28 protein-coding genes are annotated in these 25,602 nt (G+C 66.0%); 16 read left to right on the top strand and 12 right to left on the bottom strand.

Translation table 11 applies throughout. The annotated features are described in order from the left end of the window. The first annotated feature begins 287 nt into the window (after window positions 1-287). From fliF to QX124_RS21260, 6 genes are read left to right on the top strand one after another with little or no spacing between them, the layout of a single operon-like run. Window positions 288-1,889 carry a flagellar basal-body MS-ring/collar protein FliF gene (gene fliF / locus QX124_RS21285; RefSeq protein ID WP_315733858.1) on the top strand — a complete coding sequence of 534 codons (1,602 nt, stop codon included), beginning with the start codon at window positions 288-290 and terminating at the stop codon, window positions 1,887-1,889. Window positions 1,890-1,933: 44 nt separating this feature from the next. Then, entirely contained in the window at window positions 1,934-3,028 is a 1,095-nt protein-coding gene (gene fliG / locus QX124_RS21280; protein ID WP_315733860.1) for a flagellar motor switch protein FliG, read from the top strand. After that, window positions 3,028-3,648, top strand: a complete 621-nt coding sequence (locus QX124_RS21275) for a FliH/SctL family protein (RefSeq protein WP_315757304.1) — start codon at window positions 3,028-3,030, stop codon at window positions 3,646-3,648. The genes fliG and QX124_RS21275 overlap by 1 nt, the downstream gene beginning before the upstream one ends. 30 nt (window positions 3,649-3,678) lie before the next feature. After that, window positions 3,679-4,026 carry a flagellar motor switch protein FliN gene (fliN, locus tag QX124_RS21270; protein ID WP_315733864.1) on the top strand — a complete coding sequence of 116 codons (348 nt, stop codon included), beginning with the start codon at window positions 3,679-3,681 and terminating at the stop codon, window positions 4,024-4,026. 53 nt (window positions 4,027-4,079) lie between these two features. Continuing rightward, window positions 4,080-5,459, top strand: coding sequence for a sigma-54 dependent transcriptional regulator (locus tag QX124_RS21265; protein ID WP_315798179.1), 1,380 nt, complete (start codon window positions 4,080-4,082; stop codon window positions 5,457-5,459). Continuing rightward, window positions 5,389-5,913 (top strand): hypothetical protein, encoded by a 525-nt coding sequence (locus tag QX124_RS21260; RefSeq protein WP_315798178.1) that lies wholly within the window; start codon window positions 5,389-5,391, stop codon window positions 5,911-5,913. The genes QX124_RS21265 and QX124_RS21260 overlap by 71 nt, the downstream gene beginning before the upstream one ends. On the opposite strand, the gene QX124_RS21255 is transcribed toward QX124_RS21260, so the two are convergent. The 6 genes from QX124_RS21255 to QX124_RS21230 all read right to left on the bottom strand — a co-directional run bounded on the left by QX124_RS21255 (window position 5,904) and on the right by QX124_RS21230 (window position 10,580). Continuing rightward, entirely contained in the window at window positions 5,904-6,059 is a 156-nt protein-coding gene (locus QX124_RS21255; protein WP_315733870.1) for a hypothetical protein, read from the bottom strand. The genes QX124_RS21260 and QX124_RS21255 overlap by 10 nt on opposite strands. Before the next feature lie 91 nt (window positions 6,060-6,150). Then, window positions 6,151-6,726, bottom strand: coding sequence for a flavin reductase family protein (locus tag QX124_RS21250; RefSeq protein ID WP_315733872.1), 576 nt, complete (start codon window positions 6,724-6,726; stop codon window positions 6,151-6,153). Window positions 6,727-6,740: 14 nt separating this feature from the next. Continuing rightward, window positions 6,741-7,601 (bottom strand): ATP-binding cassette domain-containing protein, encoded by an 861-nt coding sequence (locus QX124_RS21245; protein ID WP_315798177.1) that lies wholly within the window; start codon window positions 7,599-7,601, stop codon window positions 6,741-6,743. A gap of 9 nt (window positions 7,602-7,610) precedes the next feature. Continuing rightward, window positions 7,611-8,417: an ABC transporter permease subunit gene (locus tag QX124_RS21240; RefSeq protein WP_315798176.1), complete on the bottom strand. Its 807-nt coding sequence runs from the start codon at window positions 8,415-8,417 to the stop codon at window positions 7,611-7,613. Further along, on the bottom strand, window positions 8,414-9,589 hold the full coding sequence (gene ssuD, locus QX124_RS21235; protein ID WP_315798175.1) for an FMNH2-dependent alkanesulfonate monooxygenase: 1,176 nt from the start codon (window positions 9,587-9,589) through the stop codon (window positions 8,414-8,416). The genes QX124_RS21240 and ssuD overlap by 4 nt, the downstream gene beginning before the upstream one ends. A gap of 34 nt (window positions 9,590-9,623) precedes the next feature. Beyond that, window positions 9,624-10,580 (bottom strand): aliphatic sulfonate ABC transporter substrate-binding protein, encoded by a 957-nt coding sequence (locus QX124_RS21230; protein ID WP_315798174.1) that lies wholly within the window; start codon window positions 10,578-10,580, stop codon window positions 9,624-9,626. A 385-nt stretch (window positions 10,581-10,965) separates the two neighbouring features. On the opposite strand from QX124_RS21230, the gene napE reads away from it, so the two are divergent. The 7 genes from napE (at window position 10,966) to ppk2 (ending at window position 17,792) form a co-directional block, all read left to right on the top strand. Further along, a complete protein-coding gene (napE, locus tag QX124_RS21225) occupies window positions 10,966-11,151 on the top strand; it encodes a periplasmic nitrate reductase, NapE protein (RefSeq protein ID WP_315733882.1) in 186 nt (61 codons plus the stop codon). 17 nt (window positions 11,152-11,168) lie between these two features. Beyond that, window positions 11,169-11,489: a chaperone NapD gene (locus QX124_RS21220; RefSeq protein ID WP_315733883.1), complete on the top strand. Its 321-nt coding sequence runs from the start codon at window positions 11,169-11,171 to the stop codon at window positions 11,487-11,489. 15 nt (window positions 11,490-11,504) lie between these two features. Then, window positions 11,505-14,009 carry a nitrate reductase catalytic subunit NapA gene (napA, locus tag QX124_RS21215; protein ID WP_315798173.1) on the top strand — a complete coding sequence of 835 codons (2,505 nt, stop codon included), beginning with the start codon at window positions 11,505-11,507 and terminating at the stop codon, window positions 14,007-14,009. Between the two features lie 5 nt (window positions 14,010-14,014). Then, window positions 14,015-14,485 carry a nitrate reductase cytochrome c-type subunit gene (locus QX124_RS21210; protein WP_315757311.1) on the top strand — a complete coding sequence of 157 codons (471 nt, stop codon included), beginning with the start codon at window positions 14,015-14,017 and terminating at the stop codon, window positions 14,483-14,485. After that, complete coding sequence (locus tag QX124_RS21205) at window positions 14,482-15,144, top strand: NapC/NirT family cytochrome c (RefSeq protein WP_315733889.1); 663 nt, start codon at window positions 14,482-14,484, stop codon at window positions 15,142-15,144. The genes QX124_RS21210 and QX124_RS21205 overlap by 4 nt, the downstream gene beginning before the upstream one ends. Window positions 15,145-15,408: 264 nt before the next feature. Then, window positions 15,409-16,518, top strand: a complete 1,110-nt coding sequence (locus tag QX124_RS21200; protein ID WP_315798172.1) for an ATP-dependent RecD-like DNA helicase — start codon at window positions 15,409-15,411, stop codon at window positions 16,516-16,518. Window positions 16,519-16,664: 146 nt separating this feature from the next. Then, the gene (gene ppk2, locus QX124_RS21195) at window positions 16,665-17,792 is read left to right on the top strand and encodes a polyphosphate kinase 2 (RefSeq protein ID WP_315733894.1); all 1,128 of its coding nucleotides are present in this window, start codon (window positions 16,665-16,667) and stop codon (window positions 17,790-17,792) included. A gap of 10 nt (window positions 17,793-17,802) precedes the next feature. On the opposite strand, the gene QX124_RS21190 is transcribed toward ppk2, so the two are convergent. Both QX124_RS21190 and QX124_RS21185 read right to left on the bottom strand, forming a co-directional pair. Continuing rightward, the gene (locus QX124_RS21190; RefSeq protein WP_315733896.1) at window positions 17,803-18,054 is read right to left on the bottom strand and encodes a hypothetical protein; all 252 of its coding nucleotides are present in this window, start codon (window positions 18,052-18,054) and stop codon (window positions 17,803-17,805) included. A gap of 177 nt (window positions 18,055-18,231) precedes the next feature. Continuing rightward, window positions 18,232-18,489 (bottom strand): hypothetical protein, encoded by a 258-nt coding sequence (locus tag QX124_RS21185; RefSeq protein ID WP_315798171.1) that lies wholly within the window; start codon window positions 18,487-18,489, stop codon window positions 18,232-18,234. Window positions 18,490-19,425: 936 nt separating this feature from the next. On the opposite strand from QX124_RS21185, the gene msrA reads away from it, so the two are divergent. The 3 genes from msrA (at window position 19,426) to QX124_RS21170 (ending at window position 21,326) form a co-directional block, all read left to right on the top strand. After that, the gene (msrA, locus tag QX124_RS21180) at window positions 19,426-20,139 is read left to right on the top strand and encodes a peptide-methionine (S)-S-oxide reductase MsrA (RefSeq protein ID WP_315798170.1); all 714 of its coding nucleotides are present in this window, start codon (window positions 19,426-19,428) and stop codon (window positions 20,137-20,139) included. A gap of 95 nt (window positions 20,140-20,234) precedes the next feature. Then, window positions 20,235-20,645, top strand: coding sequence for a peptide-methionine (R)-S-oxide reductase MsrB (msrB, locus tag QX124_RS21175; RefSeq protein ID WP_315798169.1), 411 nt, complete (start codon window positions 20,235-20,237; stop codon window positions 20,643-20,645). 396 nt (window positions 20,646-21,041) lie between these two features. Next, window positions 21,042-21,326 carry a hypothetical protein gene (locus QX124_RS21170; protein WP_315733902.1) on the top strand — a complete coding sequence of 95 codons (285 nt, stop codon included), beginning with the start codon at window positions 21,042-21,044 and terminating at the stop codon, window positions 21,324-21,326. A gap of 100 nt (window positions 21,327-21,426) precedes the next feature. Here QX124_RS21170 and QX124_RS21165 read toward each other — a convergent pair whose 3' ends face one another. The 4 genes from QX124_RS21165 to QX124_RS21150 are packed head-to-tail and all read right to left on the bottom strand — an operon-like array spanning window position 21,427 to window position 25,506. Continuing rightward, window positions 21,427-21,978: a DUF4112 domain-containing protein gene (locus QX124_RS21165; RefSeq protein WP_409997726.1), complete on the bottom strand. Its 552-nt coding sequence runs from the start codon at window positions 21,976-21,978 to the stop codon at window positions 21,427-21,429. A gap of 48 nt (window positions 21,979-22,026) precedes the next feature. After that, on the bottom strand, window positions 22,027-22,473 hold the full coding sequence (locus tag QX124_RS21160) for a DUF5413 family protein (RefSeq protein WP_315798168.1): 447 nt from the start codon (window positions 22,471-22,473) through the stop codon (window positions 22,027-22,029). Between the two features lie 54 nt (window positions 22,474-22,527). After that, on the bottom strand, window positions 22,528-24,177 hold the full coding sequence (locus tag QX124_RS21155) for a hypothetical protein (RefSeq protein WP_315784161.1): 1,650 nt from the start codon (window positions 24,175-24,177) through the stop codon (window positions 22,528-22,530). Window positions 24,178-24,213: 36 nt separating this feature from the next. Then, entirely contained in the window at window positions 24,214-25,506 is a 1,293-nt protein-coding gene (locus QX124_RS21150; protein ID WP_315733910.1) for an adenylosuccinate synthase, read from the bottom strand. Window positions 25,507-25,602 lie beyond the last annotated feature (96 nt).

Genomic DNA, 25,602 nt, shown 5'->3' with positions numbered 1-25,602 from the left:
AGCCGATTTTTTGCATGTCTACACTTTGTTAGGACCCTTTAACCACCGTTAACCATATCGAAACCTTCCCATAGGCAATAATTGCCCAGTGGTTCGTTTCAACCTCCGCAACCCGTCCCGCGAATGGCGGGGGCAGCGGCTGACATCGGATCGCCACCTGAAATGCGGGTGTTGGTGAAGGTTAAGGATTGAATTTCGCGATCTATGCAACCGGCCGTAAAGGCCCGCGAAGCTCAAATCACCTTTCAGCAGCCACCCGTCGAAATGCCGAACTATGGGGCAGTTGCTTGCAAGGTCTCTTGGACTTTCTGAAGGGTTTGGGCGCCGCGCGGCTCACCGCCATGATCGCAGTCACCGCTGCTCTGATCGGCTTCTTCGGTTTCGTCATCATGCGCGTGACGGCGCCGCAGATGACCACCCTCTTCACCGACCTGACCATGGAAGACTCCTCCAGCATCATCAAGGATCTGGAGCGGCAGGGCATCGCCTTCGAGATCCGCAATGAAGGCAGCGTGATCCTGGTGCCGAAGGACAAGGTCACCCGGCTGCGCATGAAGCTCGCCGAGGGCGGCCTGCCCAAGGGCGGTGGCGTCGGCTACGAGATCTTCGACAAGTCGGACGCGCTGGGCACCACGAGCTTCGTCCAGAACATCAACCATCTCCGCGCGCTCGAGGGCGAGCTCGCCCGCACCATCCGCGCCATCGACCGCGTCCAGGCGGCACGCGTCCATCTCGTCCTGCCGGAGCGGCCGCTGTTCTCGCGCGAGACCCCGGAGCCGTCCGCCTCGATCGTCGTGCGCGTGCGCGGCACCCTCGAGCCGGCGCAGATCCGCGCCATCCGCCACCTCGTCGCTTCCGCCGTCAACGGCCTGAAGCCGCAGCGGGTGTCGATCGTCGACGAGGCCGGACAGCTGCTCGCCGACGGCACCCAGACCGACATCGACCAGCAGGTCGGCGACGAGCGCCGCAACGCCTTCGAGAAGCGGATGCGCAAGCAGGTCGAGGACATCGTCTCCTCGGTCGTCGGTGCGGGCCGCGCCCGCGTCCAGCTCTCCGCCGACTTCGACTTCAACCGCATCACTCAGACCTCCGACCGCTACGATCCGGAAGGCCGCGTGCTGCGCTCGAGCCAGACCCGCGAAGAGCAGTCGGCGACCAACGAGAGTAACGGCCAGGTTACGGTCAACAACGAGCTGCCGGGCAACCAGCAGAACCAGCCGCCGCAGCAGCCGCGGGACCAGAGCAAGAAGACCGAAGAGACCAACAATTACGAGATCTCCCGGACCACCAAGACGGAGGTCACCGAGGCCGGACGGGTCAACCGCATCTCGGTCGCGGTGCTGGTCGACGGCGCCTACTCCAAGAACGAAAAGGGCGAGCTGGTCTATCAGGAGCGCAGCAAGGACGAGCTCGACCGCATCGCCGCGCTGGTCCGCTCCGCAATCGGCTTCGACCAGAAGCGCGGCGACCAGGTCGAGGTGGTCAACCTGAAATTCGCCGACGCTCCCACGGTGCCGCAGATCAACGAGCCCACCGGCTTCCTCGGCATGCTCCACTTCACCAAGGATGACGTCATGTACGTCATCGAGCTCGCGGTGATGATGCTGCTCGGCATTGTCGTCGTGTTCATGGTGGTGCGGCCGCTGGTGAAGAAGATCATTGCCACCGAAGAGGTCGCCGCCCTGGGCGGCGGCCTGCCGGCGCTCACCGACGAAACCGTCCAGGCAGCCGCTCACGCCCAGCAGACCGCCAGCCTGATCGACGTCGCCCAGGTCCAGGGCCAGGTCCACGCCCAGTCCGTCCACCGGGTGGGCGAGCTGGCCGACCGCAACCCGGGCGAAGCCGCCGCCATCATCCGCCAGTGGCTCGCCGAGCCGCAGCAGAACTGATCCCACCGACGTGAACCGCCTGAACTGAAAAGAACGTAGACGCCATGTCGCTGCCGCAGACCCAGAACGCCAACGCCAACAACAACGACATTTCCACGGTGATCGCGACGCTGGCGAGCCGCCAGGCGCAGCGCCCGAAGACCGAGCCCTTGAGCGGCCCGCGGCGCGCTGCCGTGATGATGCTCGCGCTCGGCGAGCAGTATGGCGGCAAGATCTGGCAGCAGCTCGATGACGACGAGGTGCGTGAACTGTCGCTCGCGATGTCGACGCTGGGAACCATCGAAGCCGACGTCGTCGAGGACCTGATGCTCGAATTCGTCTCGCGCATGTCTGCTTCCGGCGCGCTGATGGGCAATTTCGACGCCACCGAGCGGCTGCTGCAGCAATATCTGCCGCCGGAGCGCGTCAACGGCATCATGGACGAGATCCGCGGCCCCGCCGGCCGCAACATGTGGGAGAAGCTCTCCAACGTCCAGGAAGAGGTGCTCGCCAACTACCTCAAGAACGAATATCCGCAGACCATCGCGGTCGTGCTGTCCAAGCTGAAGCCGGAGCATGCCGCGCGCGTGCTCGCGATCCTGCCCGAGGACATGGCGCTCGACGTGATCGGCCGCATGCTCCGCATGGAAGCGGTCCAGAAGGAGGTCATCGAGCGGGTAGAGCAGACCTTGCGCACCGAATTCATGTCGAACCTGTCGCAGACCCGGCGCCGCGACGCCCACGAGGTCATGGCCGAGATCTTCAACAATTTCGACCGCCAGACCGAGACCCGCTTCATCACCTCGCTGGAGGAAGATAACCGGGAGTCAGCCGAGCGCATCAAGGCGCTGATGTTCACCTTCGACGACCTGATCAAGCTCGATTCCGCCTCGGCGCAGACGCTGCTGCGCAATGTCGACAAGGACAAGCTCGGCGTGGCGCTCAAGAGCGCCAACGAGGAGGTGCGCAACTTCTTCTTCGGCAACATGTCGTCGCGCGCCGCCAAGATGCTGCAGGACGACATGGCCGCCATGGGACCGGTGCGGCTGCGCGACGTCGACGAGGCGCAGGCCCTGCTCGTCAATCTCGCCAAGGATCTCGCCGCCAAGGGCGAGATCATGCTCAGCAAGAACCGCGCCGACGACGAACTGGTGTATTGATGGCTCAGCCCGCGAAATTCCTGTTCGATACCGACTTCGCCGCGCCGGAGAAGACGACGCGGGAGCGTGCGGCCACGTCCGCCGAGATCGCACAGAAGGTCGCGGCCGCCGAAGCCGCCGCCTACCGCAACGGCTACGAGGCGGCGCAGCGCGAAGCCAAGGTCGAAGCCGACCGCCGCGTCGCGTCGGCGCTGGAGCAGATCAACATCCAATTGCAGGGCATCTCCGCCCGCTTCGAAGGCATCGAGCAGCGGATGGAAACTGAGGCCGTCGATGTGGCGGTCGCCGTCGCCCGCAAGCTGTGCGCGGCGCTGATCGAGGCGGAGCCGCTCGGCGAGATCATCGGCCTCGTGCACGACTGCTTCGCGCATCTGGTCGCCACGCCGCACCTCGTGCTGCGCATCAACGAGACGCTGTACGAGCTCGCCCGCGAGAAGATCGAGAAGCTCGCCAAGCAGAGCGGCTTCGAGGGGCGCCTCGTGATCCTCGCCGAGCCGGAGATCGCGACCGGCGACTGCCGCATCGAATGGGCCGATGGCGGCGTGGTGCTGGAGCGCGCTGCGATCGACGCCAAGATCAACGAGCTGGTCGGACGCTACATGGCGTCCAGGAAGAACTAGGCCGCTGTGGCGGCCGAAGGAGTTTAAGTCATGAGCGACAACGAGATCCCGCTTCCCGACCTCAATTCCGCGGACGCGCCTCCGTTGGGCGGGGACGTCGGCTACAACGAAGAAGAGCATGCCGCGCGCATCGCGGCCGACCTCGAGGCGGTGTTCGACGTCCCGGTTCAGGTCTCGGCCGTGCTCGGCCGCTCGAAGATGGACGTTGGCGAGCTCCTGAAGCTCGGGCCCGGCACTGTGCTCGAGCTCGACCGCAAGGTCGGCGAGGCGATCGACATCTACGTCAACAACCGGCTCGTGGCACGCGGCGAGGTGGTTCTGGTCGAAGACAAGCTCGGCGTGACGATGACCGAAATCATCAAGTCCGACCGCAACTGACAGGCATGACCTGCGTGCCGATCGAGAGCGGCGCGACCGAATAGGAGACCAACATGCGGCTTCTCATCGTCGGAACGCTGAAGGGCCAGTTGACGACGGCCACCAAGATCGCCATGGAGAACGGCGCCACCGTCACCCATGCCGAGGACAACGAGCAGGCGATGCGGGTGCTGCGCGGCGGCAAGGGCGCCGACCTGCTGCTGGTCGACGTCGCGCTCGACATCCGCGACCTGGTGATGCGGCTCGACGCCGAGCACATCCACGTGCCGATCGTCGCCTGCGGCATCACCAGCGATGCACGCGCCGCGGTCGCCGCCATCCATGCCGGCGCCAAGGAATACATTCCGCTGCCGCCGGATCCCGAGTTGATCGCGGCGGTGCTCGCCGCCGTCGCCAACGATTCACGCGACCTCGTCTATCGCGACGAGGCGATGGCGAAGGTGATCAAGCTTGCCCAACAGATCGCCGGCTCCGACGCCTCGGTGATGATCACCGGCGAGTCCGGCACCGGCAAAGAAGTGCTGGCGCGCTACGTCCACACCCGCTCGGCCCGCGCCAAGCGTCCCTTCATCTCGATCAACTGCGCCGCGATCCCCGAGCATCTGCTGGAATCCGAGCTGTTCGGCCACGAGAAGGGCGCCTTCACCGGCGCGGTCGCCCGCCGCATCGGCAAGTTCGAGGAGGCCAATGGCGGCACCCTGCTGCTCGACGAAATCTCGGAAATGGACGTGCGGCTGCAGTCCAAGCTGCTGCGCGCCATCCAGGAGCGCGTGATCGACCGCGTCGGCGGCACCCGCCCGGTGCCGGTCGATATCCGCATCATCGCGACCTCCAACCGCAACCTTGCCGACGCCGTTCGCGAGGGCACGTTCCGCGAGGACCTGCTGTTCCGCCTCAACGTCGTCAACCTGAAGATCCCGCCGCTGCGCGAACGCCCCGCCGACATTCTCGAGCTGGCGCAGCATTTCGCGCGCAAATACTCCGATGCCAATGCCGTGCCGCTGCGGCCGATCTCGGCGGAAGCCAAGCGCATCCTCACCACCAATCGCTGGCCGGGGAACGTGCGCGAGCTGGAGAACACGATGCATCGCGCGGTGCTGATGGCGCAGGGCGACGAGATCGGGCCGGATGCCATCCTCACGCCGGACGGCACCCGTCTCGACATCGGCAAGACCCAGCCTGCCGTCGCGCATGCTACGATGGCCGCGGAACAGGTCACACGCGCTTTGGTCGGCCGCACGGTCGCCGATGTCGAACGTGACCTGATCCTGGAGACCCTGAAGCACTGCCTGGGCAACCGGACACATGCGGCCAATATCTTGGGCATCTCGATCCGCACGTTGCGCAACAAGCTCAACGAATATGCCGACGGCGGCGTGCCGATCCCGCCGCCAGGCTCCGGCGACACGCCGCGCATGCCGAGCGCCGTATAATCTGCCCATCCGGATCGTTCTCGGCGGCGCGCTGGCCCTCGGCGCGCCGCTTGCCGTTCCGCCGGCTGATGCCGCAACGCGCGGCGTGCTGTCCAGCTGCTGGGAGCAGACGTCGCACGCACCGCTCGTCAATCCGTCGTCGGGTCAGGAATGGGGCGCCCAGAGCTGGTGCTTCGCAGGCAAGGGCAAGCTGATCTCGCGAACGATCGCCTGTGGCAGGGAGGGCTGCGACGGCTGGGACAATGAACGCAGCTATCGCTGGCGGCCGCCCACCCTCTCGTTGTCCGATGCCGAGACGTCGCCGGATGGCGGGCGCATCAAAGTGTGGCGCCGCTGCCGCGTGCAGTTTCTGACCGACGATTGGATGCAGCTACAGGACTGTCAGCAGTCCCCGGATCCGTGGGTTCGCGAGAACACGCCGGCGCGTCGTCGCCGGGCACCACCTCACGAATAGTTCGGCGCCTCAGGATTGCGGAAAATGTGAATGGGATCGCCGGGCGTGAACTCGCGTTGCGTCAGCACGGCATAGGCATAGAGCGCGAGATAAAGGATCGCGACGGTGCCGATCACGTAGAGCGCCCAGGTTCCGATCCGTTTCATCAGCTCCGCCGCAAACACCGCCTCAAGGCCGCGGTGCTTTTACGGCGTTCAGCTTCGGGACGCCACCCTGCGACCAACCGCCGCTCACCCCCTACGGCACGTCCTGCGGATCGGCCCCGCCGAGGGGGCCAAGTCGGGCGATGTCCGCGTCGCGGTCGACGTGCACATAGCCGCCATGCCAATACGCCAGGGCTGCCGCTTGCGGCGCCACCTCGACATGCACCACGCGGCCGATCACGATGCCATGGGAATGCCGCTCGATGATCTCCTCGACCTCGCAGTCCAGCGCGGCGAGCGCCCCGACCAGGAGCGGCACGCCGGTCACGTGCTTGCGCCACTCGGCGCCGGCGAACCGCTCGGCGCCTCTGAGACCGCCTTTACCCGAGAACCGCTCGGCCACGCCGATCTGGTCCGCGGCGAGCAGATTGGCGCCGAAAACACGCTCCCGCTGCAGGATCGGCCAGGACGAGGCGTTCCGATTGAGGCTCACGATCACGGACGCCGGCTCGATCGAGAGCGATGACAGCGAACTCACCGTCATGCCGGTGACCTCATCGCCCCGCCCCACGGTGATCACGCTCACGCCCCCGACCAGTTGGCGCATCGCGGAGCGGAAATCGGGCTGAAGCGCGGTGACGTCGGGCATGAGGCGGACGATGGAGTTCATTGCGATATTATCTCCTAACCCGTCGTGCCCGGTCCGAGCAACTGGCCCAGGATCGAGCCTTCCAGCGCCGCAAGCTCCGCAGAGCCGCGCTGGCGCGGGCGCGGCAGATCGACCCTGATGTCCTCGGCGATCCGGCCATTCTCGATGACCAGAACCCGGTCGGCCAGGGCCACGGCTTCCGCCACGTCATGGGTGACCAGGATTGCGGTGAAGGTTTGATCGGCCCAGACCCGCTCCAGCAGCCGCTGCATCGCGATCCGCGTCAACGCATCGAGGGCGCCGAGCGGCTCGTCGAACGCCAGCAGGCGCGGACCGCTGACGAGCGCGCGCGCCAGCGCGACGCGCTGCTTCTGGCCGCCGGACAGCACCGCCGGCCATTGGTCGCGCTTGTCGGCGAGACCCACTTCCTCCAGCGCCTGCCGCGCGCGCTCATGCGCGCCGGCGGCCTTGCGCTCGCGGCCGAGGCCGACCTCGACATTGCCGAGCACCCGCGCCCACGGCAGCAGCCGCGGTTCCTGGAACATGACGCGGACGTCCTCGGGCCGCGCCGCGGCTTCACCGAAGCTGATGCTGCCCGACGTCGGCTTGTCCAGACCTGCGATCAGGCGGAGCAGCGTGCTCTTGCCGCAGCCACTCTGACCGACGATCGCGACGAACTGACCGGCCGGAATCTCGAGATCGATGCCGCGCAGCACCTCGTTGTCGCCGAACGCCTTGCGAAGGTCGCGGATCACCAGCGGCAGGCCGCGCGTCTCGGGTTTGGCCGGGGTCACGCCTGGCTTCCTCGCGCGGCGGAAGGCCTCAGCCTGCCCGATCACGTCAGTGCCGTCGATCGCCTCGGCGCCGGACACGGGAATTCGGAGCGCTTGCTGCATTTACGAACCTCAATGTTTGCTGAAGGCCGGATGCCAGGACAGCGTCATCCGTTCCAGCACCCGCGAAGCGCTGTCGGCGACCTTGCCCAGCAGGGCGTAGATCAGGATGGAGAGCACGACGACGTCGATCTGCATGAACTCGCGCGCCTGCATCGCCATGTAGCCGAGGCCTGAAGAGGCCGCGATCGTCTCGGCGACAATCAAGGTGAGCCACATGATGCCGAGCGCGAAGCGCAGGCCGACGAAGATCGACGGCAGCGCGCCGGGGAAGATCATGCGGCGAAACAGCTCGCCGTCGGTCATGCCGTAGACGCGGCCCATTTCAATGAGTTGCGGATCGACGGTGCGAATCCCGTGCAGCGTGTTGAGGTAGACGGGGAAGAACACGCCGAGGGCCACCAGGAACAGTTTTGCGCTCTCGTCGATGCCGAACCACAGGATGACCAGCGGGATCAGCGCCAGATGTGGCACGTTGCGCACCATTTGCAGCGTGGTGTCCGTCAGCTTCGCCGACAGCTGCGACAGGCCATTGGCGAGCCCGAAGGCGAAGCCGATGCCGCCACCGATCAAAAAGCCGATCGAGGCGCGCCAGAAGCTGACCCAGATGTTACGGCCGAGCTCACCCGACCACAGCAGCTTCCACCCGGCGCGCGCGACGTCGCTCGGCGCCGGCAGCACCCGCGGCGACACGAGACCGGCGACCGAGGCCGCCTGCCAGATCAGAATGATCGCGAGCGGAACCAGCCAGGGCAGAAATCCATCCGCCTTGGGCATCCTGAGCTTGCGAACCTTGGGAAGGCTTTCGATCAGGCTCATGATTGCGACGCCCGCTGCAGGGGATGATGCTCGTTGGCGATGGTCTCGCCGAACGGGCCGGTGTTGGTGCGCAGCTTGGTCACGTTGCCGGCCTGCTCCGACACGTTCAGCCCAAGCTTGGGAAACACCAGCTCGGCGAAGCGGTAGGCTTCTTCGAGGTGCGGGTAGCCGGACAGGATGAAGGTGTCGATGCCAAGCTCCTGGTACTCGCGGATGCGCACCGCGACCGTGTCGGGATCGCCGACCAGCGCGGTCCCGGCGCCGCCGCGGACGAGGCCGACGCCGGCCCACAGGTTCGGGCTGATCTCGAGCTTGTCGCGGCGGCCGCCGTGGAGCTGCGACATGCGCTGCTGGCCGACCGAATCCATCCGCGCAAAAATCTTCTGTGCCGAGGCGATGGTGTCGTCGGTGACGTGCTTGATGAGGTCGTCGGCGGCCGCCCACGCCTCCGCGTTGGTCTCGCGCACGATCACGTGCAGGCGGATGCCGAACGACAGCTTGCGGCCACGGCTGTCGGCGACGGCTCTCACCTTGGCGATCTTCGCCGCGACATCTGCCGGCGGCTCGCCCCAGGTAAGATACTTCTCGACCGTATCGACGGCGACGTCGATGCCGGCATCCGACGAGCCACCGAAGAACAGCGGCGGGCGTGGCGACTGCACCGGTGGGAACAGCAGCCGGCCATCCTCGACCTTGATGTGCTTGCCGGCGAAGTTGACGGCTTCGCCTTCGAGCAGCGCGTTGTAGACGGTGAGAAACTCGCGGGTGACCTCGTAGCGCTCCTCATGCGACAGGAAGACGCCGTCGCCCTTGTTTTCGACCGGATCGCCGCCGGTGACGACGTTGACCAGCAGGCGTCCGTTGGTGACGCGGTCCAGCGTCGCAGTCATGCGCGCGGCCACGGCCGGCGATTGCAGACCCGGACGCACCGCGACGAGATAGCGCAGCTTCTCGGTGAAAGGCGCCACGGCCGACGCCACGATCCAGGAATCCTCGCAGCTGCGCCCCGTCGGGATCAGCACGCCGAAATAGCCGAGCTGGTCGGCGGCCTGCGCGACCTGGCGCAGATAGTTGAAGTTGACCTCGCGGCCGCCTTGCGAGGTGCCGAGATAGCGGCCGTCGCCATGGGTCGGCAGGAACCACAGCACATTGGGCTTCGAAGCATTGCTCATGTCGTTCTCTTTCGGATCGTGTCGCAGGCGAGCGTCAGGTGGACGGCGTCCACTTCCAGACGATGTCGGCGACGTTGACTTGTTTCGGGATGAGCCCAACCCGGGCGAAGCGGTCGGCGACGGCCTGCTGGCTCTTGATCACCTCGTCGTCGATCGGCACGACGCTATAGACCGAGCGGTCGACGAAGCGCTTGACCGCCTCGAGATCGACGCCGGTGGCCTCGGCCTGGGCCTTGGCGACCTCCTCGTGATGGCTGTTGGCCCACACGCCCTCCGCGGCGAAGGCGGCGTTCAGCCTGGCCACCACGGCCGGGTACTTTTCGACGAAGTCGGAGCCGACGATGTAGAACGAGTTCGGCTTGTGCACGTCTTTGTCCCACGCGATCACCCGCGCATTCTCCTTGAGCTCGGCGAGCGCGAGATACGGATCCCAAATCGACCAAGCGTCGACCGAGCCCTTGACGAAGGCGGCGGTGGCATCGGCGGGCGCGAGCGGCGCCGGCGTGATGTCGCTCCAGGCCAGCCCCGCCTTCTCCAGCGCGGCGACCAGCAGGTTGTGCGCGCTGGAGCCCTTGCCGAAGGCGACGCGCTTGCCCTTGAGATCGGCGAGCGACTTGATCGGCGAGTCCTTGGGCACGATGATCGCCTGGCTGCTGCCGTTCTGCTTGACGGCCGCCGCGTAGCGGATCTTGGCACTTGCGGCCTGCGCGAAGATCGGCGGGGCGTCGCCGACATAGCCGAAGTCGACGCTGCCGACATTGATGGCTTCCAGCAGCGGCGGACCGAACTGGAAGTCGACCCAGACGATCTCGATGCCGACAGGCTTGAACGTATCCTCGATGGTGCGGCGCGCCTTCACCGCCGGGAAGAAGCCGCCCTTCTGGGTGCCGATCCGGATCTCCTTCGGCTTGTCCTCGGCGCGCAGCGGCGCCGCTGAGGCCATCACCGCAGCCGATGCCAACGACAGTTTCAGAAAATCACGCCGCTTCATTGCCCTCTCCGATCACCCTTGCGCATCTACGTTGATGCGATGCACAGGATGATGGTGGCGGGCGAAACGCGTGTCGAGCACCCCTGGAAAATAGTGATGCCGGTCCTCTCGGCTCACGACCAGAGGGGATGATCGTATCGAGGCCCCCACGCAAAGCAGCGAGAATTTCTCGCAAGCAAAGATGCGATCACGCGTCTTCACGGCCCATCAACCAAGATCTCGGTGGGACCGGCGCGACTCCGCTCTGGCGGTGCGCCGGTGTGCGCGAGGTTCCGCCCGCTTGATCCAGGTCAACGCCGGTTTCCGGAGCTTTCTTAAACATAAGATTAGGCGCGGCCCGGATGCCGCAATCCCTCCTGAACCTCCCCTAGCAGAGAATTCTCTCATGTCGCTCGTTGGCAGCGATGCGAACGCGCATGCGCGTCGCAGACGCATGGAAATTTTTGCCTTCCTGTTTCTCACCGCCGTGCTGATGCCCGCGCTCGCGGTCGCCACCGTCGGCTCCTACGGGCTCACGGTGTGGGTCTACCAGATGATGGTCGGGCCGCCCGGCCCGCCTGCTGCGCATTGATTGGAACGACCACGCCTATGCTCTCCCACCGCACCTCCCTCGACCGCCGCGCGCTGATCACCGGCCGTGTCCTCACCGCCGATCCCGTCGTCGCGCCGGCCAAGGGCGAGATCGCCAGCATCATCGTGCAGACCCGCCCCGAGCAGCTCGATCGCGTCGAAGCCGACATCCTCGCGCTGTCCGGCTGCGAGATCCACGGCCGCGACGAGCGCGGCAAGCTGATCGTGGTCGTCGATGCGCCCGATGCCGGCGCGCTCGGCGCCACCATGAACCGGATCGGACTGCTGCCGCACGTGCACTCCGCCTGCCTCGTCTTCCACGCCATCGACGCCGGCTAATCACACGAGACTCCAATGACCGACATGAAGATCGATCGCCGCCAGATGCTGAAGCTGGAGGCCGCCGCGATTGCCGCGGCCGCCGCCGGCATGCCGAGCGCCTCGCTCGCGGCAAACCTCGTCACCGAGCGCGAAGCCTCCGAGTTGAAATGGGACAAGGCCGCCTGCCGCTTCTGCGGCACCGGCTGCAGCGTGATGGTCGCGACCAAGGACAACCGCGTCGTCGCCACCCATGGCGACATCAAGGCCGAGGTCAATCGCGGCCTGAACTGCGTCAAGGGCTACTTTCTCTCGAAGATCATGTACGGCCATGATCGCCTGACGCATCCGATGCTGCGCAAGACCAACGGCAAATACGACAAGAACGGCGAGTTCACGCCCGTCTCCTGGGACGAAGCGTTCGACGTCATGGCCGCGAAGTACAAGGAGGCGCTGAAGAAGCGCGGGCCTTCCGGTGTCGGCATGTTCGGCTCCGGACAGTGGACGATCTGGGAAGGCTATGCGGCCTCGAAACTGTTCAAGGCCGGCTTCCGCTCCAACAACATCGATCCGAATGCGCGGCACTGCATGGCCTCGGCCGTCGCCGGCATGATGCGCACCTTCGGCATCGACGAGCCGCCCGGCTGCTACGACGACATCGAGGCCACCGACGCGTTCGTGCTGTGGGGCTCCAACATGGCGGAGATGCATCCGATCCTGTGGAGCCGCGTCACCGACCGCAGGCTGTCGGCGCCGCATGTCAAGGTCGCCGTGCTCTCGACCTTCGAGCACCGCTCGTTCGACCTCGCCGACATCGGCATGGTGTTCAAGCCGCAGACCGATCTCTATCTCCTCAACGCGATCGCCAACCACATCATCAAGACCGGCCGCGTCAACAAGGAGTTCGTCCAGGCGCATACGGTGTTCAAGAAGGGCCAGACCGACATCGGCTACGGCCTGCGCCCGGAGCATCCGCTGCAGAAGAAGGCGACGGGTGCGGCCAAGGCCAACGATGCCACCGACATCAGCTTCGACGAGTATGCCAAGTTCGTCTCCGACTACACGCTGGAGAAGGCCGCCGAGATGTCCGGCGTGCCGCTGAATCGGCTCGAGGCGCTGGCCGAGCTCTATGCCGATCCGAAGACCAAGGTGGTCTCGTTCTGGACCATGGGCTTCAACCAGCACACCCGCGGCGTCTGGTGCAACAACCTCGTCTACAACATCCATCTCCTGACGGGAAAGATCAGCGAGCCCGGCAACAGCCCGTTCTCGCTCACGGGCCAGCCCTCGGCCTGCGGCACCGCGCGCGAGGTCGGCACCTTCTCGCACCGCCTGCCCGCCGACATGGTCGTCACCAACAAGGAGCACCGCACCAAGGCCGAGCACATCTGGCAGTTGCCGGAGGGCACGATCCCCGACAAGCCAGGCTATCACGCCGTGCTGCAGAGCCGGATGCTGAAGGACGGCCTGCTCAACGCCTATTGGGTACAGGTCAACAACAACCTCCAGGCCGGCCCCAACGCGAACGAGGAAACCTATCCGGGCTTCCGCAATCCGGACAATTTCATCGTCGTTTCCGACGCCTATCCGTCGGTGACCGCGCTCGCCGCCGATCTGATCCTGCCGACCGCGATGTGGGTGGAGAAGGAAGGCGCCTATGGCAATGCCGAGCGCCGCACCCAGTTCTGGCACCAGCTCGTGTCGGCACCGGGCGAGGCACGCTCGGATCTCTGGCAGTTGATGGAGTTCTCCAGGCGTTTCAAGATCGAGGAGGTCTGGCCCGAGGAATTGATCGCTAAGAAGCCGGAATATCGCGGCAAGACGCTGTTCGACGTGCTCTACAGGAACGGCCAGGTCGACAAGTTTCCGCTCGACCAGATCGAGCCGGGCTATGCCAACGACGAATCCAAGGCGTTCGGCTTCTACGTCCATAAGGGCCTGTTCGAGGAATACGCCTCGTTCGGCCGCGGCCATGGCCATGACCTGGCGCCGTTCGAGGCCTACCACAAAGAGCGCGGCCTGCGTTGGCCGGTGGTCGACGGCAAGGAGACGCGCTGGCGCTTCCGCGAGGGCTCCGATCCTTACGTCAAGGCTGGCACCGGCGTGCAGTTCTACGGCTTCCCCGACGGCAAGGCTCGCATCTTCGCTTTGCCCTACGAGCCGCCGGCGGAATCGCCCGACAAGGACTACCCGTTCTGGCTGTCGACGGGCCGCGTGGTCGAGCATTGGCATTCCGGCACGATGACGCGCCGCGTGCCCGAGCTCTATAAGGCCTTCCCCGAAGCCGTCTGCTTCATGCATCCGGACGATGCCGAGGCCGCGAACTTGAGGCGCGGCGACGAGGTCAAGGTCGCGTCGCGGCGCGGCTTTATCCGCGCCCGCGTCGAGACCCGCGGCCGCGACAAGCCGCCGCGCGGGCTCGTGTTCGTGCCGTGGTTCGACGAGTCGAAGCTGATCAACAAGGTGACGCTCGACGCCACCGATCCGATCTCGCTGCAGACCGACTACAAGAAATGCGCCGTGCGCATCGAGCGGGTGTGACGATCATGATGAGAAAAATTGCTGTCATGCTGATCGCGGCCAGCGTTGCGGCCGGATCGAGCGCCCTGCTCGCCCAGAGCGTCTCGTCCTCGCTGCGCGGTCCCGCACCGCTCAACGACGAGGGTCCTGCGCCGCCGATGCAGCCGATGAAGAACACCGCCGAGAAGGAGGTGCGCAACTATCCGGAGCAGCCGCCGGTGATTCCGCATGCCATCGACGGCTATCAGGTCGACATGCAGGGCAACAAATGCCTGTCCTGCCATGCCCGCGCGCGCACCGCGGAGTCGAAGGCGCCGATGCTGTCGATCACGCACTTCATGGATCGCGACGGCCAGTTCCTGGCCTCGGTGTCACCGCGCCGCTTCTTCTGCACCCAATGCCATGTGCCGCAGAGCGTCGCCAACCCGCCGGTCAGCAACGACTTCGTCGACATCGACACGCTGCTGGCGCACGACAGGCCGGGTGGCAAGCGATGAGCAGCGCCGACATCCCGGAGGGCGCCAAAGCGCCCGTCCCCGAGAAGCGGCTCGGCCTTGTCCGCCGCGCCTGGCAGTTCATTCTCGACCTCATCGACGTGCTGCTGAAGCCGAGCTCCGTGTTCGGGCTCGGCGTGCTGGTGCTCGCCGGCTTCCTCGCCGGCGTCATCTTCTGGGGCGGCTTCAACACCGCGCTGGAGATCACCAACACCGAAAAATTCTGCACCGGCTGTCACGAGATGCGCGACAACGTGTTCGCCGAGCTGAAGTCGACCGTCCACTTCTCCAACCGCTCCGGCGTGCGCGCCAGTTGCCCGGACTGCCATGTGCCGCACAACTGGACCGACAAGATCGCGCGCAAGATGCAGGCCTCCAAGGAGGTCTGGGGCCATCTGTTCGGCTCGATCAACACCCGCGAGAAGTTCACCGACCGCAGGCTGGAGCTGGCCTTGCACGAATGGGCGCGCTTCAAGGCCAATGATTCGCTCGAATGCCGCAACTGCCACAGCGCGCAGTCGATGGACATCACCAAGCAGTCGCCGCGCGCCGTCGAAGCGCACCAGCGCTTCCTCTTCACCGGCGAGAAGACCTGCATCGACTGCCACAAGGGCATCGCGCACCATCTGCCGGACATGCGCGGCGTCCCGGGCTGGCAGTAGGCTTCTTCTGGAGGGGAACGAGCGATCGCCGCAGGCACGCTGCGCCCCCTCCCCCGCTTGCGGGGGAGGGCTGGGGTGGGGGCGCCACACGGACAGTCCCGCCGGAGCGTTCCCCCACCCGCATCGCATCTTCCGATGCGATGCGACCTCCCCCGCAACCGGGGGAGGCGTGGACCCACTCGCATCAGCGCTTGATCTCCCGCCCGCAGCCCTTAGGTTCACGGAATGTCCCCGAGTCGCCGCGCGGCTCCATTCCGTTGAGCCATGACCACCTTCTCCCCGCATCAGGATTCCGCGCTCAAGGCCGTCGGCGACTGGCTGAAAGCCAAGCCGGGCAGGAACGGCACGCCGCAGGTGTTCCGGCTGTTCGGCTATGCCGGAACCGGCAAGACCACGCTCGCCCGGCACATCGCCGAAGACGTCGACGGCGAGGTCAAGTTCGCGGCCTTCACCGGCAAGGCGGCGCTGGTGATGCGCAGCAAGGGCTGCGACAATGCCTCCACCATCCACTCGCTGATCTATCGCGCGCAGGAGAGCGGCGAGGAGCAGCCGAACTTCGAATTGTGGGACGACGCGCCGGCGTCCAAGGCCAAGCTGATCATCATCGACGAATGCTCGATGGTCGACGCCGATCTCGGCCGTGATCTCCTGTCCTTCGACTGCCCGTTGCTGGTGCTCGGCGATCCCGCGCAGCTGCCGCCGGTCAAGGGCGGCGGCTTCTTCACCGAGAGCGAGCCCGACGTGATGCTCACCGAGGTGCATCGCCAGGCCAAGGACGATCCGATCGTGCGGATGTCGATGGACGTGCGCGAGGGCAACACGCTCGACATCGGCCGCTACGGCGAGAGCGAGGTGGTGGAGCGCCGCGAGCTCGATCCGTCGCGCGTGATGGAGGCCGACCAGGTGCTGGTCGGCCGCAACGCCACCCGCCGCGCCTACAACAACCGCTTTCGGCAGCGCCTCGACATCGAGGACGCCCTCCCCGTCGCCGGCGACAAGCTGGTCTGCCTGCGCAACAACCGCAAGAAGGGCCTGTTCAATGGCGGGCTATGGCGAGTGAAGTCGCGCGCGACCTCGAAATCCAAGATCGTGACGATGCGGGTCGCGCCCGACGAGGATCTCGGACGCAAGGTAACGAAAGTCTCGGTGCGCGGCGAATGCTTCGGCGGCGGCATCGAGGACATCCCGTGGGAGCAGCGCAAGCCCTACGACGAGTTCGACTACGGCTACGTGCTGACCGTGCACAAGTCGCAGGGCTCGCAATGGGACGACGTGGTGCTGTTCGACGAGAGCTTTGCCTTCCAGGAGAGCCGCGCCCGCTGGCTCTACACCGGAATCACACGGGCCGCGAAGCGGCTGTCGATCGTGGTGTAACGCCGGCTTTACCGCGCGAGGCGATTTCGCCCGCCTCGCTGGTACCCGCCTGCGGCCGGTTGATCCACGTCAACCTGACGCAGGGTCCTTGGCGGATAGAGATCGATTCACATCTCTGTTAATCCAGCAGCAGGCGGCGGGATCGCATGGCAAAGTCCAGGACCACGAAGGGCAAGGCCTCCAACGGCCAACGCATGAAGCGCGCAGCCGCCACCGCGCGTGTCGCGCGCCGGCAGTCCGCCGCCAGGCTCGATCCGATCGCGCAGTCGCTGGTCGACGAACAGATGCAGGCCGCGCAGATCACCGGGCTGTCGGCGTTCGAGACCGTGCTCAACGGACCGCCGGCCCTCGACGCCAACTCTGCGCCGGTCAAGGCGATGCTGGATGGTGCCGCGCCCGACGATGCCAAGCTGATGAAGGCGCTGATCGAGGGCAAGGCCAAGCCCGACAAGCGTCACACCTCCGACGAGCTCGCCGACAACTGGCGCCAGGGCGGCTACCCCTACAAATTCCGCATGTACCGCAAGGACTATGAGGAACAGAAATTCATCCTGCAGACCGAGCTGCTCAAGCTGCAGAACTGGATGAAGGATGCGCGGCAGCGCCTGGTGCTGCTGTTCGAGGGCCGCGATGCCGCCGGCAAGGGCGGCACCATCAAGCGCTTCATGGAGCATCTCAATCCGCGCGGCGCCCGCGTCGTCGCGCTGGACAAGCCGAGCGACGTCGAGCGCGGCCAATGGTATTTTCAGCGCTATGTCGAGCACCTGCCGACCGCGGGCGAGATCGTGCTGTTCGATCGCTCATGGTACAACCGCGCCGGCGTCGAGCGCGTGATGGGCTTCTGCTCGCAGGCCGAATATGACGAGTTCCTGCGCCAGGTGCCGGAGTTCGAGCGCAATCTCGTGCGCAGCGGCATGCATCTCATCAAGTTCTGGTTCTCGGTCAGCCGCGAGGAGCAGCGCCGCCGCTTCAAGGAGCGCGAGGCGCATCCGCTCAAGCAGTGGAAGCTGTCGCCGATCGACACCGCCTCGCTCGACAAATGGGATGACTACACCCGCGCCAAGGAGGCGATGTTCTTCTCCACCGACACTGCCGACTGCCCGTGGACCGTGATCAAGTCGGACGACAAGAAGCGCGCGCGGCTGAACGCGATGCGCTGCGTGCTGCACTCCCTGCCCTATGCCGGCAAGGACGCCTCGCGCATCGGGCAGGTCGACGATCTCATCGTCGGCCGCGCCAGCGTCATCCACGAGCGCGAGGAGCACGCGAGCTGAGGCGACGCGCTCAGCGCCGATGACGCCGATGCGCCCTCACGGGATCGGCTGGCGGCATCGCTGCATTTGCATTCGGAAAGGCCGGCGGGCCACGGCGAGCCAGCTCCGCCTGCGCCGCCGGCGTCAGCGCGCCGCCATTGAGCACATCGCGGTCGGGATGCATGGCCGCATAGGCCGCCGGCTCGGAGAATTGGGCCGACGCCGCGGTGGCCGCCAGTGGCGACATCAGCAGAGCTGCCGCCAGGCTCCTGAATGCGATCATGATTGGTCTTCCCTGTTGCGCACCAATTCGCGCAGGCGATGATGTAGGCAGGCGAAAGCGGCATCCCAATCACGACCGCGCGAGGTGACGGCCGTTCGTGATCGCGCCCATCTCTCAGACGTAGCGCTGCAGCCGCTGTCCGGGCAGCAGATCGTAGGACGCCTTCCAGGCGACCCGTCATCGCCGCTGCGGCAGCCAATCATACGGGCGGAGATGAGCGGACGGCGGAAACGCGGGCGCCGCGCCTGAGGCGCGCACCAGGCCCATTCGTCCCGCCGGCGTCAGTGCGCCGCCGTTGAGCACGTCGCGATCGGGATACATCGCCTGAAACGCCCCCGGCTCCTGCTCGCCGTAGAACCAGCCCTGCGCCGATGCCGGCGCGGCAGTCGCCATCGACAGCAGCACCGCTGCCGCCTTTGATTTCCAGGATGTCATGATTGTTCTCCAGGTTCTCAAGATGCGGAGTACGCGCATTCGATGTCTGGTCAGGGGTCTGACGATCGAGACGCGTCCGCCTCTGTATTGACCGCAGAGAGAACGAAATATTCGCGGCGTCTCCGCCGCGCGGGCATCACGACCACGAGACCTGAACCACATCATGGTTCGAAGATCGACGAAGTGTGATGTCATCGTGAGCTTGCGGACTAGATGGCCCGTCGGGCAAATCGGCCAACGACGACAGAAGCTGTCAAGGTCTTCTGAAAAACATAAATCGTTTCGCGGTTTGCCCAAATCAGGCTTATGATGCCCGCGTTTCGTTGCACGGCAGGGGACGTATCGCGATCGTCACGGACGTTGGCAGCGAAATGCGATGGACGCGACATGTTGCAGCGGGCGAAGCGCCTGCGGACGAACGACATGGCGCGGACGGCGAAAGCGTGTGGTCCTGGCCTCCCGACGCTGAGGCCAAGCTGGTGGTGATGATCCGCCGGCGACGGGGGCAAGACAGCCGGTCCCCGAGGAGAGCACGTATAAGCGTTAACACCATCGCGCGGGGAAGGCCGGATCTGTCTGGCTGCACCTGTGGTACCTGCCGCCTGCATTTTTTTGAGCAGGCGGGCCACGGGCCTCAGCCGAGGTCCGGCCTTCCCTGCGCCCTCCGCTTCCGGAGGGCCAATGAACCGGTATCCCTCGGGCCATTCGAGCCGCGAGAACAAATCGCCATGTCTGGAACGCTCCCGCCACAACTCACAGTGTCGTTCCCGGCGCCCAGTGCGCAATTGTGCACGCCTCGCGCCACCCCGGCCGTTCACGCAGTCGTGTCGCGTCCCCCGTAACGCCGGCCGAGCACCGACGTATCTTGCAGCAGAGGCCGGACCGGGCCAGTGTTTCCGGCTGGCGAGAAGAGCCACCCCTCACGAGGATCCAAAGATGCGCCTCACCCGCTCCCTTTTCGTCAAGACAGCCGTGCTCGGTGCCATGGCGGCCGGCATCCTGGCCTGGCAGCCGCTGCACGCCGCCGAGGTGGCCGTCGTGATCCCGCCGCCGGCCCAGGATCAGCCGGCCTCCGACGGGCTGGAAACCGCCGTGGTCGCCGGCGGCTGCTTCTGGGGCGTCCAGGGCGTCTACCAGCACACGGCGGGCGTGGTCAGCGCGGTGTCCGGCTATGCCGGCGGCACCAAGGCCACGGCCGATTACCGCACGGTGTCGAGCGGCACGACGGGCCATGCGGAATCGGTCCAGATCAAATACGACCCGAAGAAGATCTCCTACGGCAAGATCCTGCAGATCTTCTTTTCGGTCGTGCACGATCCGACCCAGTTGAACCGCCAGGGCCCGGACTCAGGCCCGCAATATCGCTCGGCGATCTTCACCACTTCGGAGGCGCAGAGGAAGGTCGCGGAGGCCTATGTCGCCCAGCTCGACAAGGCCAAGGCGTTCGGCAAGCCGATCGTCACTAAGATCGGCAAGCTCGAGGCGTTCTATCCGGCCGAGGCCTATCATCAGGACTATCTGACGCTGCACCCGAGCCAGCCCTATATTGCCTATAACGACCTGCCGAAGATCGAGAACCTGAAGAAGATCTTCGCGGAGAACTACATCGAGAAGCCGACGCTGGTCGGCGAGGCCAAAGCGACGAACTGAGGCGACGACCTGCCGCCACGACGTTGAGGCCGCGACGGCGGCCGATCAGCGCAATGACAGGGGCGGACGAGTCTAGGTCCGCCGGAGGAAAAGAGATGAGCGACACCAAGACCGGCGACAAGGTCATCAAGAGCGAGGCGGAATGGCGCGAGGAGCTGACGCCGATGCAGTACGCCGTGCTGCGCGAGAAGGCGACCGAGCGCCCGTTCTCGGGCGAATACGAGCATGAGCATCGCGCCGGGACCTATGTGTGTGCCGGCTGCGGCCAGACCCTGTTCGAGTCCGACGCCAAATTCGACTCCGGCTGCGGCTGGCCGAGCTTCACCCAGCCGGCGACGGAGAGCCACGTCGACGAGGAGACCGACTATACCCACGGCATGGTCCGCACCGAGGTGCTGTGCTCGAAATGCTCGGGCCATCTCGGCCATGTCTTTCCCGACGGTCCGGGGCCGACCGGCCTGCGCTATTGCATCAATTCCGCGGCCCTGAAGTTGAAGCCGCGCTGACGTCACCATCGGCCCCGGTTCCGTCACGGACGGTAATGGGGCCGCTGGGCTGGCGGCCGGCGAGGCGTGGGCGGCCAAAACCGGCCACCAGGGGTGAGATTTTAGCCGTGCAGATCGGGCTCTCCTGCATTCACAAGTTGCAGATCGATTAAACTATTGAAAAAAGAGGACATTTCAGCGCGGTCCGAACCAGGCCGGATTTACGATGTGAGCGTGCAGGATTCGCATTTCTGCCAAATCGGCCTATATTAGGCGTCGTAACTGACTATGCAGGGCCGGGCCGCCTGGAGCGGCAAATCCCGCCCTCCACCCCCGCAATCGCTGGCGTCATCGCCAAGCTGAATGTTTTGAAAGCTCGCGTCAGCGCTTCCAGCCGACAAGAAGAGGTCTCAGACCATGCGTCCACTGCGTCCGTTCAACTTCAACACCTCTGCCGAACTGTTTCCCGCCGCCATCCGCAAGAAGAAGCGGGCGGGGTTTGCCTATCGGCGGTTCGGCACTGCGGCTGAAGCCGTGCGCTTTGCCATGGAGGAGTTGCCTGCGGATTCGCTGAATGGCGCCTACCTGCAGGTCGAGGAAGCCCGGTTCGACCAGAACGGCATCCGTACCCTGTATGAGAGCGAGGCGTTTCCGCTGCCGCGCCGGGTGGTCGACAAGGCGCCGGACGCCGATGCGGCCTGACGGCTGCCAGACCATTCTCCAACACCCTGCCCCGCCTTGTGCGGGGCAGTTTTTTTATGGGGGTCGGTTTGTGCGCCTTTTGGCCCGGTCTCGCGGCGCGTCAACGCGGCTGGGTATCGAGCCACCGCCGCAAGATCTTGGCGTTGCGCATATTGGCGCGGAACAGCACGTCGAAGGCGTCGCCCGCCACCGGCACCATGCCGATCACCCCCTCGACCGCGACATTGCCGAGCATCCGGGTGATGACGTGCCAGGGCGCGCCCAGCGCACGGGCCTCGCGCACCAGCCACAGCGACAGCGCGGTCGCGATGAGGTCACCGACCACGGGGATCAGGCCGATGATGCCGTCGATGCCATAGCGGATGTTGGTGCCGGGCAGGACGAAGGCGACGTCGAGCAGCTTCGCCACCGCCTCCAGCCGCGCGATCCGCTGCTCACGGGTCAGATTGCCGAATGGATTGGAGGTGCTGAAATCGAAGCGCACGCCGCCCGGGCCGACGAAGGCGCCATTGAACGAGGACTGGAAGGATCCCTGCGGGATCTCACGTCCGTCCTGGTCGATGATCGGTCCGCGCGCCTCATTGGCGTTGAAGCGTGCCTGCGAGGCGCGTCCGGAGGCGCGGCGGGGCGAGGGGGTCATCTGCTCTTGCATACCCATCACATAGAAACGCGGCAGCAGGGCGCAAGTTGCGTCACGCCGTCACGCGCTGTGCTCGCTGGGCTGAGCCGCCGGCGCTTCGGGCGGGGTTTCGTCGACGAATTTGTGCACCAGCCACGACGACACCGTCGCGGGAATGAAGCCGACCAGTCCGTAAAGGACCCATTGCAGGGCACCGTATTCGGAGCCGTGCGAAGCGTAGTTGAAGCCGGCGAGCAGGAAGGCGATGCCGCCCACCAGCAGCATCCGCATGGTCGGTCCGATGCGCCTGACGTGGAACAGGATGTCGTCGATCGCGCACATCATCAGTGCCGGCAGGAAGCCGAACAGGTAGCTGTATTGCAGCGAGGTGACGAAGACCTTGAACAGCTTGGCCACTTCGCCGGGATTGGTGTTGGTCCAATAGCCGGACATGTAGGTCGTGACCAGAAGCAGCGCGAAACCGCCCAGCGCCGGGCCCACGGCAACGAAGATGAGATATCGCTTCATGCCCAATCTCCTGCCTCGCCGATTCGCCCAACGCGCGAGGCGCGTGCGGACTGCTCAGTCACCCCACAGCGCGAAGGCGTCGTTGAAGGCGCGCTCGCCCGGCGCGCCCTTCTCGATCGCGATGATGGCCCGGCGCTGATTGCTGTAGACCAGCGGAACGTCGAACCAGGAGCGCTCCTTCAGGAGCTGCACGTTGCGGGTCCGGTCGGCGTCGACATTGGACAGGCCGACCAGGAAGAAGCCGTCGGTGACCTTCACTGCGAGGCCGGCCAGCGGCGTCCCGCGCGCCTGCTCGTTGGATTTCATCAGGATCCCCGGCACGTTGCCGACGCCGCCGCCAGAGAAATCCTGCGGCAGGATGAAGGTCAGTTCCGCGGTGTGGCTCGCCGGCAGCGACGTGTCGGTGTTGCGGCGGAACGACATCGTCATCTTGAACTTGCGATCGGGAATCTCGATGTCGGCGCGCACGGCGATGTCGGCCTTCTGCGTCCCCGTCGCCTTGATCTGCTCGGTGCGCCAGACCACCGAGCCGATGTATTGCTTGCCCTTCGGATCGGCGGGATCCTCGTCATAGAGCACGACGCGTTGCGCGACCGGCGCGATCTGGTCCGAGGACGGCGACTGGCCGACACGGTCGGTGATCTTCGGCTTGCTCAGCGGCGTGCCGGTGTCCTTGGGCGCCTCGACCGTCGAGGAAGATTTGAACAGGCCATTGACCATCCCGACCAGCGGCCGGCCCCACAGAATTCCGGCGCCGATCAGGATCAGCACGATCCCTGCGGCGATGGCGGCCTTGAACGGAAAGGTCGAGCCGCTGCGCTCCGACTTCTTCTTGCCCTCGCGATCCGGCGCGGCGCCGCGCTGGCGGGTCGAGGTGGCAGGCAGCGCGTAGCGCTCGGCCTCCTGGACCGACTCGTCATAGGAGTATGGCGCCTCGGGCAGCGGCGGCCGGTCATCGTCGTCGCCCTCGAGCCGATCGAGATCGGTGGTCGGAACGTTGGCGTAGGTCTTGCGCGCCGCACGGTTGGCCTGGGCAGTGGCCTTGCCGAGATCGTCGACATCAGCGGTGATGTCGCGGAAGCCGCGCATGGCGGGCGGCGTTGCCGGATTGCCGTTGTCCTGAGCACCGCGGCGGGCGGCCGCCGGACGTTCGCGCACTGGAGGCGCCGCCCCATCCTGTGGAGGCGTTTGAGGCGGCTGGGGCCGCGGCGGCACAGCCGGTGCGCCAGCGGCAGCCGGCGGCGCTTCCGGTCGCGGATTGCGCGCCGGACGCGGCTCGGCCGTCTCGCCGCCGAGCGGCGGCCGCTCGGCCCGGGCAGCGGCCGGGGCCGCCGGTCGTGGCCGCGGGGCGGTCGTGGCGGCTTGATCTGGAGTCGGAGCGGGCTGAGCCGCGGGGGTGGCCGGAGCATCCGAATTGCGCGCACCGGCCCGCCGGAGCGCATCACCTGGGCGGGCCGCGCCGCTGGACGCCCGCTGTGCCTCGCGGGCGCGCTGGGCCGCTTCCGCCTCGACCTTGCGCACGGCTTCCTCGAGCGACAGCCGCTCGCGCGTGATCTCGGATTCGCTCAGCGGCGGCTGGACGCTGCGCAACTGTGCGATCAAGGCCGCCCGCGCCCGCTCGTAAAGCGCACGCCGGCTTTCCCCGGGAGCGTTGGGGTCCAATCCGGCAATGGCACGGGCTATCAGCGGGTAGTAGTCGGCCATATCAACTCAATTCGCGCGCTCAGCTGTCGGGTCCCGTCACGCCTCGAAGGGATTCTGGACCAGAATAGTATCCTCGCGTTCGGGGCTGGTGGAAAGCAGCGCGATCGGGCAACCCACCAGTTCCTCGATCCGCCGGACGTATTTGATGGCCTGTGCCGGCAGATCGGCCCAGGAGCGCGCGTTTGCAGTCGGCTGCTTCCAGCCTTCGATGGTCTCGTAGATCGGTTCGACCCGAGCCTGCGCGCCCTCACCTGCCGGGAAATGATCGATCTCCTTGCCGTCCAGCCTGTAGCCGGTACAGACATCGATGGTGTCGAAACCATCGAGAATGTCCAGCTTGGTCAGCGCAAGACCGTTAATGCCGCAGGTCCGCACCGCCTGGCGGACCAGGACCGCATCGAACCAGCCGCAACGACGCGGCCGGCCGGTATTCGTTCCGAATTCGCGGCCACGCTCGCCGATCTTGCGGCCGGTCTCGTTGTCCTGCTCGGTGGGAAACGGCCCCTGCCCGACCCGGGTCGTGTAGGCCTTGCACAGGCCGAGCACATAGCCGATCGCGCCCGGCCCGAGGCCCGCGCCCGTGGCCGCCTGCGCCGCGACCGTGTTGGACGAGGTCACGTAGGGATAGGTGCCGTGATCGACGTCGAGCAGCGCGCCCTGCGCGCCCTCGAACAACATCCGCTTGCCTTCGCGGCGCTTGATGTCGAGCAGACGCCAGACCGTCTCCGCATAGGGGAGCAGCTTCGGCGCAAAGGCCGTCAGCTCGCGCAGGATCTGCTGGCCGTCGATCGGCTCGAGGCCGAGGCCGCGGCGGAGCGCATTGTGGTGCGCGAGGAGCCGATCGATCTTGTGCGGCAGCGTATCGAGGTCGGCGAGGTCCATCAGGCGGATCGCGCGGCGGCCGACCTTGTCCTCATAGGCCGGGCCGATGCCGCGGCGGGTGGTGCCGATCGCGGTCGCCGCGCTCGCGGACTCGCGCAGCGCGTCGAGTTCGCGGTGCAGTGGCAGGATCAGCGTGACGTTCTCGGCAACGCGCAGATTGTCCGGGCTGATGGCGACGCCCTGCGACTGGAGCTTGCCGACCTCGTCGAGGAAGGCCTGCGGATCGAACACGACGCCATTGCCGATCACCGACAGTTTGCCGGTGCGCAGCACGCCCGACGGCAGCAAAGCGAGCTTGTAGGTGGCGCCGTTGATGACGAGGGTATGGCCGGCATTGTGGCCGCCCTGGAAGCGCACGACGATGTCGGCCTGCTCCGACAGCCAGTCGACGATCTTGCCCTTCCCCTCGTCACCCCATTGGGCGCCGACGACGACCACGTTAGCCATTCGCAGCTCTTTCCTCTGCCAAGATCCAAAACAGCACGATCGGTTCGGACGAAATCGCTTCCGATGAGGGGCCAGCCTGGCCAACCATGCGCCCAG

It is taken from the genome of Bradyrhizobium sp. SZCCHNRI3043 (assembly GCF_032377735.1).
GTDB lineage: Bacteria > Pseudomonadota > Alphaproteobacteria > Rhizobiales > Xanthobacteraceae > Bradyrhizobium.
The sequence above is the reverse complement of the archived record's forward strand: the minus strand, read 5'-3'. Positions and strand labels throughout refer to the sequence as shown.

Coding starts and splice junctions, on each gene's coding strand:
- QX124_RS21205 (WP_315733889.1), top strand. CDS start 14,482: ATGAGCAGCGCCGACATCCCGGAGGGCGCCAAAGCGCCCGTCCCCGAG.
- QX124_RS21240 (WP_315798176.1), bottom strand. CDS start 8,417: ATGAGCCTGATCGAAAGCCTTCCCAAGGTTCGCAAGCTCAGGATGCCC.
- msrA (WP_315798170.1), top strand. CDS start 19,426: ATGCGCCTCACCCGCTCCCTTTTCGTCAAGACAGCCGTGCTCGGTGCC.
- QX124_RS21170 (WP_315733902.1), top strand. CDS start 21,042: ATGCGTCCACTGCGTCCGTTCAACTTCAACACCTCTGCCGAACTGTTT.
- QX124_RS21150 (WP_315733910.1), bottom strand. CDS start 25,506: ATGGCTAACGTGGTCGTCGTCGGCGCCCAATGGGGTGACGAGGGGAAG.
- QX124_RS21185 (WP_315798171.1), bottom strand. CDS start 18,489: ATGACATCCTGGAAATCAAAGGCGGCAGCGGTGCTGCTGTCGATGGCG.
- QX124_RS21245 (WP_315798177.1), bottom strand. CDS start 7,601: ATGCAGCAAGCGCTCCGAATTCCCGTGTCCGGCGCCGAGGCGATCGAC.
- QX124_RS21155 (WP_315784161.1), bottom strand. CDS start 24,177: ATGGCCGACTACTACCCGCTGATAGCCCGTGCCATTGCCGGATTGGAC.
- QX124_RS21260 (WP_315798178.1), top strand. CDS start 5,389: ATGCCGACGGCGGCGTGCCGATCCCGCCGCCAGGCTCCGGCGACACGC.
- QX124_RS21200 (WP_315798172.1), top strand. CDS start 15,409: ATGACCACCTTCTCCCCGCATCAGGATTCCGCGCTCAAGGCCGTCGGC.
- QX124_RS21190 (WP_315733896.1), bottom strand. CDS start 18,054: ATGATCGCATTCAGGAGCCTGGCGGCAGCTCTGCTGATGTCGCCACTG.
- msrB (WP_315798169.1), top strand. CDS start 20,235: ATGAGCGACACCAAGACCGGCGACAAGGTCATCAAGAGCGAGGCGGAA.
- ssuD (WP_315798175.1), bottom strand. CDS start 9,589: ATGAGCAATGCTTCGAAGCCCAATGTGCTGTGGTTCCTGCCGACCCAT.
- napE (WP_315733882.1), top strand. CDS start 10,966: ATGTCGCTCGTTGGCAGCGATGCGAACGCGCATGCGCGTCGCAGACGC.
- QX124_RS21220 (WP_315733883.1), top strand. CDS start 11,169: ATGCTCTCCCACCGCACCTCCCTCGACCGCCGCGCGCTGATCACCGGC.
- QX124_RS21265 (WP_315798179.1), top strand. CDS start 4,080: ATGCGGCTTCTCATCGTCGGAACGCTGAAGGGCCAGTTGACGACGGCC.
- QX124_RS21210 (WP_315757311.1), top strand. CDS start 14,015: ATGATGAGAAAAATTGCTGTCATGCTGATCGCGGCCAGCGTTGCGGCC.
- fliN (WP_315733864.1), top strand. CDS start 3,679: ATGAGCGACAACGAGATCCCGCTTCCCGACCTCAATTCCGCGGACGCG.
- QX124_RS21250 (WP_315733872.1), bottom strand. CDS start 6,726: ATGAACTCCATCGTCCGCCTCATGCCCGACGTCACCGCGCTTCAGCCC.
- ppk2 (WP_315733894.1), top strand. CDS start 16,665: ATGGCAAAGTCCAGGACCACGAAGGGCAAGGCCTCCAACGGCCAACGC.
- QX124_RS21165 (WP_409997726.1), bottom strand. CDS start 21,978: ATGCAAGAGCAGATGACCCCCTCGCCCCGCCGCGCCTCCGGACGCGCC.
- QX124_RS21255 (WP_315733870.1), bottom strand. CDS start 6,059: ATGAAACGGATCGGAACCTGGGCGCTCTACGTGATCGGCACCGTCGCG.
- napA (WP_315798173.1), top strand. CDS start 11,505: ATGACCGACATGAAGATCGATCGCCGCCAGATGCTGAAGCTGGAGGCC.
- QX124_RS21230 (WP_315798174.1), bottom strand. CDS start 10,580: ATGAAGCGGCGTGATTTTCTGAAACTGTCGTTGGCATCGGCTGCGGTG.
- QX124_RS21160 (WP_315798168.1), bottom strand. CDS start 22,473: ATGAAGCGATATCTCATCTTCGTTGCCGTGGGCCCGGCGCTGGGCGGT.
- fliG (WP_315733860.1), top strand. CDS start 1,934: ATGTCGCTGCCGCAGACCCAGAACGCCAACGCCAACAACAACGACATT.
- QX124_RS21275 (WP_315757304.1), top strand. CDS start 3,028: ATGGCTCAGCCCGCGAAATTCCTGTTCGATACCGACTTCGCCGCGCCG.